The organism is Oleiphilus sp. HI0125 (assembly GCF_001635355.1).
The window spans coordinates 1-15,063 of the sequence record NZ_LWGF01000035.1; the positions used below are offsets into that span (position 1 = coordinate 1).

Consider the following 15,063-nt stretch of genomic DNA (forward strand, 5'->3'; position numbering starts at 1 on the left):
GTTAGAACAAAAAAAGGCGCCCGAAGGCGCCTTTTACATGTTTCTCTACAACTAGTGCTTAGTTGTATACAACAGAAACATCGTAATCGATTGAGGTCGCAGTAGCTGCCGCTGCCGCTGCGGTCGTTGCACTATCAACTGTCAACGTGCCACCTAAAGTCAATTGGTGGCCATTACCATCCAACGTAACACCTGTAAGTGTTGTTGCTGATTCACCGTTGTCGATCATTGCTGGGACGAAAGTCATACCGTTTGAAGAAGACTGACCTAGCGTAATGTCAAAAGTAAGACCGTCAGTACCTGCTACGTCGATAACACCTTCTACACCGTTTGTTGCTGCATCAAAACAACCAGTACCTGAACGCGCACCACCTGCTGCTAGCGTACAAGTTACCGCGTCAGCTGAAGGGTCGATTTGACCAAGATTCATTGTCGTAGTTTCACTTAGCGAGATTGGCGTAACAATTTGAAGTAGAGCCTGGAAAGTATCAGCGTGAGCCATACCTGCGCCAAGACCTGAAACTAGAGTTGTTGCGATTGCTGCTTTTTTGAATACGTTTTTCATGGATAGTATCTCCGAACACTTATTTAGTTTTTAAATTGCTGAGTTAAATTTTTATATCGTGACCTTAGGGCCATCTTGTTTGTCTCTCTTTCGAAAGACCTTTCATATCTACTACTTTCGCACTTACTGCTTGTACTGCTTGCTTCCTGCTCTTAACTGCAAGCTGCTTGTATGCAGCTTTAAGCGAGGCTTGTGACCTCTACAACATCACGACGGGATAATTCGTCACGTTGTAAGCAGCGCGTTTTTTAAAATGTTTTGCATTTCGTTTGCGCTTAATTTCAGCTTAGCTAGATCACAGAACTTGCACGCCAAAAAACAGGCGGTTTTGTAGCGAAGTGTTACAAGGTGTTTGCATAATGTGTCGCTACTCATCCTCGATGTAAAAAACGAACATTTTTTACACAAGCTTCAGAAACAGATTGCAACAAAGCGCCGATTTATAAATTTTCGACAGACTGATTAATTACGGTTGAATGCGAATAAAGAAGAAGGGAAACTGTTCAAAAATAATACTACTGCCCTTTTTAATCGTTTTTCTGAGTAAAGGTTCGACGTTGCAGTTTAAGTCTTTAACAACTTTCTTATTGGTATGTTGTCTTGCTATGTTCAACACAACGGCTAAAGCAGAGGTTACCATTACAGAGATAACCCCCATTCAATTTCCAGACTCGGTCTTAAATCCGAGCAAAACTGCTCGTCTGCGGGTCACATGGAAAGGCCAATTAAGAAATGTAAGAAACACTCAAGTACTTGGCGATGTGTATAATGAGGCGGAATTTCTAGTAACAAGCGATACCGACAATCTCATCACTGTTAATATGACAGACGTTGGTGACGTGCCGGGCGTCACCCTCAAAACCTTTCAGTTCCGTTATAAAAACAAAACCTACACAAAATTCCCAGTGACCGGACTAGCGAACCCAGGGGTAGATGGCGAAATTGTGCAAGTAGGGATGCGAATTCAATACACTAAGAACACAAGCACGGGAGGCATTGCTCCCAGTTACGACATTACAATTATCGAAGAAGAACCGATCGTTGTGCCTTGATCAGCTAACCGGGACCATAATTTTCGTGGTCAGAGTGCTTTTACTCTGCCCCCCAATATTTAATCCATTAATCTATACAATGACTCATCATTAAGATACAGCGTGCATTTCTGCTTCGCGCGCGTTACTGCGGTATATAACAAAGCGCGGGTCAGTAACTCTGGCGCATATGGCGCAAGCACCACTCCAACGTGATCATATTCTGAGCCCTGACTTTTATGCACTGTCATCGAATATGCCAGATCGAACTTATCAATCTGCGAAGGCAAAACTACGATATCGCGCCCTTCCCCGCCTCGGTAAAACATCACAACAAACTGGCTTTCGTGGTTTTGGTTTACGTTTTCGATATAAAAACCCACGTCTCCATTGTACAAATCGAGTTTTGGATAATTACGCTCCAACATAATCGGCATACCGTGATACACACCAGCGCGGCTTGATGAAAATCGACTCTGTGCTTTTGTATGAATGACCTCGTTGAGCTGATCCGTCCCTAAAGGCCCCTGTCTCGTTGAACAAAGAATTTGGAACTGATCGAAGCATTTTTGCAGTTCAGCCAATGACGCTTTTGTCCCAGCAAGCTCTACAAAGTCTTGATAATGAGCCATCAATGCACCAAGTTCTTGCTGCGCTCTTCCCTCAACCCAGTGATATTTAATAGCTTTGTCAGTATTCGTTGTTAGGAAATGACGCAAAGTCTCTACTGGCTCATCACGAATAAGACGCGCAATATCCGCTAAAGCACCGTGAAAACGATAGCTCTTTTGCAATGTCACGAGAGGATTGATCTGTTCAGACTCCGATGGTTCAACATTCATATCAAACGGCAGTAGATGAACTAGTTGCCCTAACTGCTCAGCAGATACGGCATTACGCTTAAAGCGTTTTACCCAACGCGCAAAAACATCACCAGCTTCCACCGCAGGCAACTGATAATGATCACCCAAGAACACTACGCACGTTTGCGGATGCAAAATCATGCTTAAACGTTCCATTAAAGCTAAATCAATCATTGAAGATTCATCAATAACGAGGACATCTGGAATCGCTGAGGTTTCGAGCTTGCCAAACAAACGTTCGTTATCACTGAGATAGTCATCGTCATCAAAGTCGCTCATCGACACATCGTTTTCAATCAAATATCGATGAACTGTCTTACCTTGTTTAGGCAGTGCAGAGCGTAAGTGTTGAATCAAGTCTTCTTCAAACGGCAAGCTAGACAATAAGGATTCAGCTTGAGAACTTAGCGACGATGCTAAGCGTTGTGCAGCCTTGCCAGTAGGTGCCAAGCAAACCGTCGATGACGCACGCCTACTTTCTATGCCCTTCTCTATGGCCCTCTCTATGCACTTCTCTGCAGACAAACGCGCTAAGATAATTTTTGCAGCCGTTGTCGTTTTACCCGTACCGGGCCCACCACTCACCAGCACAAGATTTGAAAGAAGTGATTGCGCAACCGCCCAAGCTTGATAATCAATGTCAGTAGAATCTAAGTCAGGAAATAAGGCATTCAATGCCTCCTTACCGCGAGCTAAATCAATAGATTCATTAGGATCCACATCAGAGGATATGTTTAACGATAGTTGATCCGACAACCATCGATCAGTTTTATCACAGAGATTCCAGAGTCGACGCAAATAGAGCTCCGCTTCATCGTTGAGAACTTTAACGAAAACACTTGAGCCCTCGCCTGAACTTAAGATCGATTCGGGCAAGGCTTGCGTCGAAGTCATCAAACTTTGATCACGATGAAACACCGTTAACGATAAATGCTCATCTAGCTCATCGAGCCTGACACACTGTTTGCCAAGGCCTGATGCGTAAGACAAAACTAAAGCTAAATCAAAAACCACTTCGAGCACAGTTGATGGCAGCGCAGAATCACTTGCGCTCAGCACTTCGTTTAATGCTGCGTCTGCCGCATAAAAATCAATCCACGACACCAACGACTCGCCGCGACGTAAACTCTGCTTTAAGAAACGTATACGCTGAGAAATGTTTGATGGAAGACTCATTGAGCACCTCCATCAGTAAAAAGCTGATCTAAACCTTCAATCAAACTCTGTTCTGGCTTTATAAAGTAAACGCCCGCTGGGTTATCTCCATCTGCGTCTAAACCAAGTCCTCTTAAAAACAAATACACTACACCACCAAAATGTGCCTGATAGCTGTAAGCATTTCCCATTCGTGCTTTTAACAGACGATGAATGGCTAAGCTATACAGCAGGTATTGCACATCATAACGATGCTCATTGATCGCTGCTTCTAGTTTGTCGTGCGTATAGTTGTCTGCGCTAAAACCAAGATGATTCGATTTATAATCCAGCACAAAATAAGCGTCTTGCGCTCGGAACAATAAGTCGATCGCCCCTTTAATATGCCCTTCGAATGCTTCAAAACTCAAAGCGTCTGCATTCGGATTGTACTGACGAAGTAGCGAATTAAAGTTCGACAAAGAGAAATCATCTACCGAGAAATAAAACTCGGCTTCAACGCGATAATCGTTTTCGTCTAATTGTGCTAAAGCAATTGATGCTCCAGAAGCGCTGCCGATTTCTATCAGCGGCAGCGCAAGCACTTGTTGAACCCATTGCTCGAGATAAGCCGCCCATGCTTGTTCATGCCGCTCTGGCACTAAGGCATACTGCTGCAACAAATTACAGATGTGCTCTTCTAAATTAGTGGCTGGGACATTGGTGTTTAGCTCGCCCGTTGCGAATTCAATATCCTCGAATAAGCGGTGCAAGAAAGTACCTGCCTGACTACCCTTGGGGAAATTCATAATATCAATCGCGTTAGCTGGCGGGGCTTCGCCGAGATCATCCATTGATCGATGAGTATGCTCACTATGCGGGTTTAATGCTCTGTGCTCATTAAGCAATCCGGTAAAGCTTTGGACCTTCCATGATTGTTTTAATTGAGGAGCGAATAACTCGTCTGAGAGCTCAGAAGCCGATTGAGAACTTTGATCAATCAACAATCGACTCGAGCGATTGAGCGCGTGTACTTCTTCAAACGTGAGATATTGATATGAAGTAGAAAAATCAGTGTGCTTCGTAAAACGAGAGATTGCGTCTTGCAGCCATCCTTTTTCAAGATCATCGGGTAACTGGCCCTGTGATAACAAATAACCAAGCGCAGTGGAGTACATTTTGGGTGATCGACTCCCACTAAACTCCGCGGTGCCGATATAACAATGATATTGTGCGCGCGTTAAAGCGACATATAGTAAACGCATTTCTTCCGCTAAACGCTCTCGATCAGCCGCTGTTTGCTGTTGCTCGTTCGGCTCTAATGCTAAACATAAGCGTCCAGCCTCATCATAGAACCAAGCCTGTTGCGCATCTCTTGTCGTAAACAGAAACGGTAAAAACACAATTGGGTATTCCAAGCCCTTTGACTTATGAATCGTCACGATACGAACCAAGGCCTCGTCGCTTTCTAAACGAAGCTGATGCGTCGCGAGTTTTTCGGCTGATGGCTGCGCAGTCTGCCCAATGCACTGCCAATACCAACGTAACAAGGCGCTTTCTGATCGCAATGTGCGTGCTTTTTCTTGTAAAAGTTCAGCTAACTGACTGATGTTAGTTAGGCTGCGCTCCCAATCTAGCGTTACAGTGTCCTGTGACGTCGCCGCGTTATGCCAATGCTTTAGAATTGAAAACTCATCAATGGCTAAGCGCACCATGCTAAGCACACCAAAACGCTGCCAATGATGTTGTAGATTCTGAAAACGGTCTACCCATGTCTGTAAAGCAAACTCATCCTCTGTGATGCGAGACAGCTCGGCATCTGTTACCTGCCAAAATGGATCTTGCAGTACAGAACGTATCGCGCGCGTCTTTGTTGGGTTTTGCGCTGCCTCTAACAAAAATGCCAAAGACATAGCCTCCGCACTTTCAAACACAGAAGCATCGTCATCAAAACAAGACTTAACACCGACCTGCGCTAGCACCTGCTTCACTTGTCGCGCTTCATTTTTAGTGCGCACAAGTATCGCTAAGTCAGAGCTATTCAGCCCTAGCGTTTTGTCATTGAGCACTTCGCATACTTGCGAAGCTAACAACAGGCTTAAGCTATCCGAAATATCAGCCTTTGATAAAGCCTTCCCCTCTTCGTCAAACGCCTCTACTTCGGAGTATCGTAAGGCACTGCCAAAGGGTGTTTCTGACGAGCCCTTCGCGGCGTCGACATGAATATAGGGAATCTCTTTTTCAAGAAATGGATTGCTATGTGCGCCAAACAAGGCATTTAAACTGGACACCATTTCTGTCGATGAACGCCAGTTCTTATCCATGGTAAATACACTGCCGAGCTCAGCGTTTTCTAGATCATGCTTCGCCCGCAGATAGGTCGCCATATCACCACCACGAAAACCATAAATCGCTTGTTTTGGGTCACCAATTAATACAAGTGATGGAGCAATATCTGAATCGCTGTTCGTGCACTCTGTCCCGAATAAGCGAGAAAATATAGGGTACTGATTCGCGTCGGTATCTTGGAATTCATCAATCAAAGCTACCTGATATTGCTTGCGCAAACTAAGCGTTAATTTCTTCGCTAGATGCTCATCATCTGTCGCCTGCTTGAGCTGCAAAATAAGATCATCAAAATCGAGTATTTGTTCAGAACGTTTGCGCGCCTCAAATATCTCATTTATCTGCTTAAACACTGCCTGAACAAATATTGGTTTCGGGTCTGCGGGTTCGTTTACAAAGTGTTTTTCTAGAAATACAAAAAAAGCATGCTCGGGTGGTTGCTTGCCCTTTTTCGTTTCATTAGGAAGATGACTTTCGAAGAATTTATCAAACTTAAGGGAGCTATCTGGCAGACCACTCGCACTATCTTCCGCCCAAGATCTAATTTTATTTAGCCAAGTTAATTTGTTGTTGAGACGAGTGAGGTCAGACTCCCCGACTAACTTCGTCACATCATCAATATGCACCAGAACTAAGGTTTTTAAATCTTCAACCCACTGTTCTATTTGCGCATAATCATCTTGCCATTGACGTATGGGAGATAGTCCATCGTCATCAAAACTCACTGCTGGATAGATACGTTCTGGAATACGCGAGCTGAACACAGAAAGTGCTGACAGTAATGTAGCTGGGTTACCCCAATTGTTTAGCACATAGCGCAACACGCTTGGCTTCAGTTTTAAAATTTCACTACGCCAAACATCCTGACAAACCTCTAAACGCATTGGCTTAAGGTCTTCTTTAAGCTCTTGGTTCGAAGGAACATTCAAAAGCACTGAATTGTCGCGCCCGACCTTTTGACAGAAACCGTGAATCGTATGAATCTCGGCAAGATCGATACTCTGTTCGGCGATTTTTAAAGCCAATAAGCTTTGGTTTAGATTATCCAAGCGGCCAATAATATTGCGCGCTAAAGCGTCAGGAATAAGCGACTCTAATTGCGCAGCATCTATATCTGATCTGCTCTCACTTACTGCTTCACTACTGCCATCACTATCGACTTCCAGCTCATCATAAAACTCAATTAAACGCTCAAGATACTTAATGTACTGAACAATATTCGCCCGCACCCGAACACGGAGTTCTTGTGTCGAGGCATCGGTAAACGTCACTATCAAGATCTGCTCTATCTGATAGTTTTTCTCGAGAATGTAACGCAGAACCAAATTCGACAAGGCATAGGTTTTACCCGTGCCTGCACTCGCTTCAATTAAGGCAAGTCCCTCTAAAGGAAAGGTATTTAGATCTAGCGTTTCTGGCGCTAATGAGTTCATTGGAGTCTCATTCATTATCGATCCTCCTCTACCGTAATACGTTCAACGTCATCATTGGCCGCAATGTCAGAATCATCATCTTTCTTTTTGCTACGAGATTTTTTAACCGGCGCATGACGCAGAATTTGCTGCATCAACACATACTCATCTGGCTCTGGAATAAATTTGCCTAGCTCTGTGTCCTCACTCAACTCGCCTAAACGATTCCATACCAACGCAGACTCATTACCGAGCTCGCATTCGTTATAAGCTTTTTCGGAACTATCAAAATACGCAAACGCTAGCTTGTAAGCCTGCTCAGGAAGAAACTGCAATGGGCTATTTGAGAATTGCACAAGGCATTGCACAAGCTCGCTCAAGTAGGTGCCAGCTTGCTCCGCAGTTAAGGCTGGGAACACAATTTGGCCCTTACGCCAGATGTTCGTTGTTTTTAGGGGAAGACTGGTCGGATTATTTTCAGCGCTAGCTTTATTCTTAGAAACGTCGTTGCCTGAATGCACATGTGCATTCCAAGCCACGTGTTTTGCCCAAGCACCGAATATCCATTTATGACAGTACTTTCCAAATCGCACATCGATGGCAGTCTCGGGGGCTAAGAACACATCTCCCTGCATTGAAATGCCAGTTAGGTTTTCCGGTAACGCTAACTCAAATGAATAAGGAATAACTTTGCTAGTCTCATCGTCGCATGAAGCCTTAGCGATGCGTTCAATAAAATTTCCATAACTAGATTTGAGACTGTCTAGTTTTAACTCAGCAACTAAGCCTTGCGGCAGTCGTCCAAGCAAAGCCAACTCTTTCTGTTTGCGCGCTTCATCCTCTGCTCGGTCGTGTAGCCAAAATGGAGCTAGCTCTTGCGCCACTTTATAAGCGTCTAAGCCAAACAAATCAAAGGGCTCCGTTGCTTCCATCAACGCCGCAGCATACGTCTTTGTAAGGCCTAACTGTGTACGATAGTAATGCAGTAAGGGGCTTGCAAAAGCTTGTTCCCAATCGCGTAAAGTGCAGTGGCCTGCGTCTTTTATTTGCGCAATAAATCTCGAAGCACTAGGTTCTGGTGACGCATCAACGTTCACATCACTGGTTTGTGGCGTGCTAAACATATCAATTTGTTCGGCCGCCTCATCCAAGATAATCGGAGCAATTTGGTCAGCAGATTCAAGGTATAACGATCGCCAAAGATTAGAGAAGCTGGGTGTCTCCGAAGTACTTTCAAAATACGAACGATGGAAAGGTTGAAGCCGATGCTCAAGGCTCAAGGCGTTTAAAAATTGCTCTTCACTTTGTTCTGAACCATCTGTAAACGTACGTACAAGTGCATCCTGTAATTCACTTACCAAAACCGATGGGAAGCGTTCGCTATTATCTTTCGCATGCTTGCCCTGATACGAAATATACAAACGATCTTGCGCAGCCAATATGGCCTCTAAAAACATATAGCGATCATCAAAACGGCGAGATCGATCTCCACGACGTTTAGGATATTGCGCCATTAAGTCGAAGCTTTGATTTAAATCATGCCGCGGATATTCACCCTCATTCATACCGAGCAAACACACCAAACGAAACGGAACAGTACGCATTGGCATCAAGTTGCAGAAGTTCATGCGCCCAGCCAGAAAACGCTGACTCACTTTCTCTTTATCAAGTTCAGTTTGAAGGATTCCGCGAATAATCGAGAACGGAATAGTCTGATCAAATTGGGTCAACATGACTTGCTCGCGGCAGCTATCTAAGGCGCGATCGATTAAGCGCTGTACTGACTCGTCTACGATATTCAAATCAAACCATTGTTGCCAAATAGCTTGAACTCGATTCATCCATATCATCGTTGACTGTTTACCAGAAAACACTGACATACAGTCTTCAATCAAATCAATAATACTTGCTAGCATGCCCACTAAGTCTTGCGACTCACGTGTTCTTAGCGAAATCGGGACAAAGTCTTGCTCTACTTTCAACGCGGGCATATCACCTAGGAGATATGATTTGAGCGCACGCTGAATACCTTGCAACCAAGTATTATTGCTACCTGTTTGCTCACCACCAGACACTTGATCTCTATGTTTTTCAGACAAACCCCAACGCACATTTAAGGAACGTACCAAATGCTGCAAGCATTCTAATTGAGCATCATCCATCTCAAAGCGCGAACGCACGGCTTCGACGCTCATTAACTCTAAGAACTCATCAACGCCAAGTCGTGATTGATCAAAACTAAGCACTTTAATCAAAGACTCTAAAAGTGGCTGCTCGAAACTTAATGCATGATCAGATATGCCATACTGAATACGTTGGGTTTGGCCCGCTTTATTTTTTATCGGCTCGCCAAATACGGCATGCACTAAGGGCCCATATGACTGAATGTCAGGGGCCATTACGATGACGTCTTTGGAACTTAAGCTCGAGTCTTTATCAAAAGCGCATAATAGATAGTCACGCAGACTTTCAAGTTCGCGCAGCTTTGAATGGCAGCTCGCAAACCGAATAGATTCATCATCTGAATCAAATTCGTAAGCATTAATTTGCCCATGCAATAAATCGTTTTTTAGCAAACTCAGCGCCGAATGAGCATCATTCTCGGTATAAAAATCGGCATCAAACTCAGTTAAGCCGCTTTCTTCATCGTATTGATATAACTCCGCTAAATAGTTCTTCCCGAGCTGACCGAGTGAAGCAAGAAGCGGGTGTCGATCTTCGACTTGTCCAATCGCGCCACTTTCGTTGCCTATAACAGCCGAATGTTCGACCTTCATTTGTTCTTTTAGCGCATTCTTCTCAGACACAATATCTGCCCAATAAGCTCGGCTCGGATTCTGAAATAAAAAATGAATATCGATATGTTTCCCGAGCGCCAAAAACAATGGTAGCCATTGAGGAGGAATAGCCGCTAAACCAAAGATAAATAACCGTTTGGGAAGTGCTGCTTTATCTACACTGCTTTGTGCAAGATGTTTAGTTAAAGACTGCAGTTGTGCGGAACGATGATGTCTCTGATCAACGGGGATACCTGGATATAAATTCAACCAAAGTGAGCGTTGCCACGCTTCATCGCTTTCTTTGTTAAGGCCACTACCAAAGTTTTTATCATTATCGATAAAACCACCCTGCTCCCAAGCATCAATCCAATCAGGCCGATAGTTTTGATAAGCATCAAAATTATCAGCGAGCAATTCACTCACCTGAAACAATATTGCTGGACTGAGCTCTGTTTGCTCGGATTCAGACCTACTTTCACGTGCAACAAGCGCTTGAATGTATTGGCGCACAGGCTGGAATTCATCGCGCTCAATTAAGTCGGGTAATTGCCGAAAAATCTCCCAACGCAGATTACTCTTCTCGAAGTGTTGAACGCTGTTTTGCTCTACAGCACCGGTGCCATCCTCTTCACCAGTAATATCTAGCTTATCCATCAAACTCCATAAAAACGCGCCGGGCATCATGCTGTCGATCATGCATGAGACACCCTGATTTGCAGAAATCTGCTGATTCAACCACACGCCCATACCATGACTCTGGGTAAGAATGATGTCGGACTCAAATGGGTCCGCGAGCGGATCTGCCCGCATAATCTCAGCAAGCACAGTCGCCAAGTTCGCAGTTTTGTTAGAGGGGTAAAGATAGAGCATGACAGTCCTTGCCGAATTGAACAGTCAGTATAACGAGATTGGACTGAAGTGTTCTATATCGAAGCAAAGGCGTAATGAGAAGTTAAGAAATGAGTGCCAACTTGCCTACTGCTTTTAGACAACTGCGGACCTTGGCGCTGCTCAGTTCTTAGTGCACGCTTCAATAGGAAAGCAGAAGTCACCGAAAACTCTTCACTCACTTAAGTATTAGCTAATCAAAGCGCTCTTGAGCGTGCTTGTTTAAAACCACACAAGGAAGTGAATTGTGCTCGTTTAGCACCCGAGGGAACATGAAAAATCTAATGAAATCAGAGCTTTGAGTCGTTTTGTGGATTACATACGAGACCCCTCACTATTTCTACATACGTGACCCCTCATATGCGTGATAAAGAAATGAGTAAGGTTCGAGTTTTTTCTATTAAAAACAAAGTAGTATATGGAAAAGGGAAGAGGCTACCTGTCATGCATATGAGGGGGGTCTCACTATACAAATGTTAGGGGTCATATGAAAGCATCTCGAATAACATGGATTGTTCTGCTGGTAGTTGCTATAGCGGTAACGTTAACAGAAGCTTTGTATTTTTATACGCTCTATGGTGTTTGGCATTATGGCGAGAAACAATTTTGGTTTATTTATATCTATGTGTCCCTTGTTTTAATGCTGTTGTTAGCACTAAAACCCAAAGCTTTCCCAATCATCACAATACTAGTTGCACCACTCTTGGCCCAAATCATATTAAAGTGTGAAATCTTCTTATTGTTGCCAGTAGTATCAAAAACACTAGAGAGCCAAGCGGCCATGCTCGCTCTTTCTGGCTTCATTTGGGTAGCTTTATATTTTTATTACTTCTTTCAGTTTTATAAGAACGCTAAACACTTAATTTTTGCATATGCTGCGTTGGTGGCATGCTTGCTGCCAATAGCTCATAGTGGCGCTCAAGATATCGGGTTTCGTGAAACTATGAATCCATTAACAAGTTTAGCCTGCATCGCCCAAGGGAACCTTGGGCTGGACCTCGCTGTGCTCGGCCGCAGCTAAAGGCGTTGATACGTACTAAGAATGAAAAGCGGACATTTGTTTTTCATTCGCAAGTAGACAAAAGAAGAGTAGCGTTAGACCGCTCAGTCGAGACAAAAAACGAACAAACGCTCCGCTTTGTCCAGTGACGAATGCCTCATCAGTCAGCATAAGCAACTGACATGATGGTGAAAACTGGAGTTAATCAAATCACAGATAAACTGTTTAGCGGGCCAAAAGGCTTTAACAACACTGTTACGCGTACAAAATGAAGAACCGATGAAGATACCTAAACTAATTATATTTCTATTCGGGGTCGCTTTCTGGTCGGCTTCTTTAAATGCCGATGATTACCCGTCGGGTTATATCGCCAAACAAATTTCTGATGCACAGAAATCTATCGAAGTTAACGTGTCAAACATGGAGCCTGGCCAGCTCATTACGGTGGATTATGTGGATAGACCTGTATCGGTATACCGGAGAACTGCGAAAGATATTGAAAATCTATCAAAAACTGATAGTTCCCGCTTGGCGGATCCACGAAGCGAAAATCTAACATCATCTATTGAAGCTTCATATTTTGCTTCTTCGTCTAACGTGTGGACGCGCCTGTTGTTTGTGGGGCAACCCAAAACTGAGAAATTTCCGTTCCGGTCCAAAAAAGAACAGTTCTTTGTCCTGGCCCGATGGAGCCCGCATTCCGGGTGCACGATGAGCCTTGTAACGTCGGAAAAACGCGATGCGGAAGGGGTAGTATTCTATGATCCCTGCGTAGGCGCATCGTTTGACGGGGCTGGTAGAATCTTGAAAGGGAAACTCACAGGGAGCGCTGCAGGCGATTCGGCCGCATATAACACATTTATCCCTCCGTACGTGTTCGAGGGAGATAAAACACTGATAATCGGATTACGCGACACCGATCGGCTTCCCGAGTTGCCTGACGTGAGGCAAAGTCCTTACTTGGGAATGACGCCCACGGAAAAACTAATTACTGCTGCCCGGTTTAATGATCTAGATACTGTTAGACTGGCGCTAAAAGAAGGTGCGGATGCAGGATATTACGCACCAGGGAAAGGTAGCCCATTAGATGCTGCCATTATTGGTAGTTCTATGGAAGTTATAAAACTACTTATCGCTAATGGCGCGAGACCTACGCCTAATTCGCTGAACGCTGCAAGTTTTGTCGGTCGTACTGAAGTAATTGAGCTGATTAAAGAGATGTAGTGATGGGAAAAACGCATAAAAAGTGTTTGGCGGACCGGAAGGGGAGAAACACACTGTTGAAGCGTGCTAGGAATGAAAAGCGGACATTACCTCATCACTGCAAAAGACAGTTGTGGCGGTTGAGTAAAATTGCAAATTGATGCGCGCTCACGTCAATAAAGCTGACTCGGTGTCGAGTTAGAAAGGGCTATCCGCAGATAGCCCCATGGAACGTGGTGATTTAAATCTCTATGTTCTGCGCAAGTTCCAATGCGTCATCAACCTCAACTCCTAAGTACCTGACTGTACTTTCAAGGCTTGTATGACCAAGGAGGATTTGCACCGCACGTAGGTTTTTAGTTTGCTTGTATATTATCGATGCTTTGGTGCGGCGCATGCTATGAGTACCGTATGCACTTGGGTCCAAATCTATGCTCGTCACCCAATTCTTTACGATACGGCCATAATGACGAGTTGTAATATGTTCTCCTAATTTTGATCTGCTCGGAAATAGATACTCTAAGGAGCTTAGCGAACGACTCTCAATCCAGTTCGCTATTGTCTCACGGGTCTTTCTTGTGATTTCGAAAATGACTGGATGTTGCGTCTTTTGTTGGATTACTTGCGCTCTAACCATCACTTCGGAATTACGTGCAATATCGCGAACCATTAGTTTAACCAAGTCGCATCCACGTAATTTGCTATCCAAAGCCAAGTTAAATAACGCCAAGTCTCGCAGTTTTCCAGCCATCTCAAGCCGTGTTCTGATTGCCCATATATGCTCTTGTTTCAATGGAAGTTTTTGACCTACCAGTTTCCCTTTGTTCCAAGGTTCGCGTTTCAGTTGTTTTTCAGAGAAATACATAACTTACCTCCAAAACTTCGTTCATTAATGTGCCTTATTGATTAAGCACGAGAAACATTATGGACAATACTAAAGCTTGGCGCACTGAAACCTTTTGGGTTACACTTGTAACCTATGATTAAAAGCTTCCTCCACAAAGGGCTTCAGAAGTTTTATGACTCTGGAAGTACCTCCGGCATCCAGAAAAAGCATGAGAAGAAGCTGCGTTTGATTCTGACTAACCTTGATCAGGCTGAATGTCCCGATGATATGGATTTGCCAGGTCTCCATATGCATCCGTTAAAAGGTGCACGTAAGGGTATATGGTCAGTAAGAGTAAGTGGCAACTGGCGAGTGACTTATCGCTTTGATGGCCGCGATGTTGAGATCGTGAATTACGAGGATTACCACTAATGTCTATGTTTAATCCCGCTCACCCCGGTGAGGTATTAAAAGAACTCGTTATCGAATCTCTTGGATTAACGATAACAGATGTGGCAAGTCATCTAGACGTGAGCAGAAAAACTTTATCTAAGGTTCTAAATGCGCGCGGATCTGTGACGCCAGAAATGGCAGTAAGGCTAGAGCTAGCTTTTGGAAAGCCTTCTGCAGACCATTGGCTACGTCTACAAAATGCCTATGATCTGTGGCAGGCGAGACAGAACAAAGATGCGCTTCATGTTTCACCGTTTGATATTGAAGCTGCGTAAATGAGATTTCTTTCATATTAAGTAACTAATTTAACGTGGTGTTTAACTGAGCCTTTTCTTAAAAAACTCGAAAAAAATTGGACTAAAAAAACGATAACTATCTGTTTTTAAATAATATTTTTATAAATTCCCCCGGGGGGAAATTACAAGTTTTACTTTTGCTAAGAACCATTATGATACGAATTATCGAGTCATAATCAGTTTTTCCAAATTGAGCCTTTTCTTAAAAAAAGCGGAAAAAACTCGAATAAAAAACGATAACTATCTGTTTTTAAAAAATATTTTTA

At 43.8% G+C, this 15,063-nt stretch carries 10 protein-coding genes; 5 read left to right on the forward strand and 5 right to left on the reverse strand.

The genetic code is table 11. The annotated features are described in order from the left end of the window. Positions 1 to 58: 58 nt before the first annotated feature. Positions 59 to 565, reverse strand: a complete 507-nt coding sequence (locus A3762_RS00725; protein ID WP_068753638.1) for a DUF4402 domain-containing protein — start codon at positions 563 to 565, stop codon at positions 59 to 61. A 605-nt stretch (positions 566 to 1,170) separates the two neighbouring features. On the opposite strand from A3762_RS00725, the gene A3762_RS00730 reads away from it, so the two are divergent. After that, a complete protein-coding gene (locus tag A3762_RS00730; protein ID WP_156493095.1) occupies positions 1,171 to 1,617 on the forward strand; it encodes a hypothetical protein in 447 nt (148 codons plus the stop codon). 59 nt (positions 1,618 to 1,676) lie between these two features. On the opposite strand, the gene recD is transcribed toward A3762_RS00730, so the two are convergent. From recD to recC, 3 genes are read right to left on the reverse strand one after another with little or no spacing between them, the layout of a single operon-like run. Then, positions 1,677 to 3,635, reverse strand: coding sequence for an exodeoxyribonuclease V subunit alpha (gene recD, locus A3762_RS00735; RefSeq protein ID WP_068753642.1), 1,959 nt, complete (start codon positions 3,633 to 3,635; stop codon positions 1,677 to 1,679). Beyond that, positions 3,632 to 7,387, reverse strand: coding sequence for an exodeoxyribonuclease V subunit beta (recB, locus tag A3762_RS00740; RefSeq protein WP_068753644.1), 3,756 nt, complete (start codon positions 7,385 to 7,387; stop codon positions 3,632 to 3,634). The genes recD and recB overlap by 4 nt, the downstream gene beginning before the upstream one ends. After that, positions 7,387 to 11,001, reverse strand: a complete 3,615-nt coding sequence (recC, locus tag A3762_RS00745) for an exodeoxyribonuclease V subunit gamma (RefSeq protein WP_068753646.1) — start codon at positions 10,999 to 11,001, stop codon at positions 7,387 to 7,389. The genes recB and recC overlap by 1 nt, the downstream gene beginning before the upstream one ends. Positions 11,002 to 11,506: 505 nt before the next feature. Between recC and A3762_RS00750 the strand changes: the two genes are divergently transcribed. Continuing rightward, positions 11,507 to 12,040, forward strand: a complete 534-nt coding sequence (locus A3762_RS00750; RefSeq protein WP_068753648.1) for a hypothetical protein — start codon at positions 11,507 to 11,509, stop codon at positions 12,038 to 12,040. A gap of 690 nt (positions 12,041 to 12,730) precedes the next feature. Further along, positions 12,731 to 13,243 carry a hypothetical protein gene (locus tag A3762_RS26255; protein WP_156493096.1) on the forward strand — a complete coding sequence of 171 codons (513 nt, stop codon included), beginning with the start codon at positions 12,731 to 12,733 and terminating at the stop codon, positions 13,241 to 13,243. Positions 13,244 to 13,463: 220 nt separating this feature from the next. Here the strand turns inward: A3762_RS26255 and A3762_RS00760 are convergent, their stop codons facing one another. Next, complete coding sequence (locus tag A3762_RS00760; protein WP_068753652.1) at positions 13,464 to 14,087, reverse strand: tyrosine-type recombinase/integrase; 624 nt, start codon at positions 14,085 to 14,087, stop codon at positions 13,464 to 13,466. Positions 14,088 to 14,201: 114 nt separating this feature from the next. Between A3762_RS00760 and A3762_RS00765 the strand changes: the two genes are divergently transcribed. Further along, complete coding sequence (locus A3762_RS00765; protein ID WP_068753655.1) at positions 14,202 to 14,480, forward strand: type II toxin-antitoxin system RelE/ParE family toxin; 279 nt, start codon at positions 14,202 to 14,204, stop codon at positions 14,478 to 14,480. Then, positions 14,480 to 14,776: a HigA family addiction module antitoxin gene (locus A3762_RS00770; RefSeq protein ID WP_068753657.1), complete on the forward strand. Its 297-nt coding sequence runs from the start codon at positions 14,480 to 14,482 to the stop codon at positions 14,774 to 14,776. The genes A3762_RS00765 and A3762_RS00770 overlap by 1 nt, the downstream gene beginning before the upstream one ends. Positions 14,777 to 15,063 lie beyond the last annotated feature (287 nt).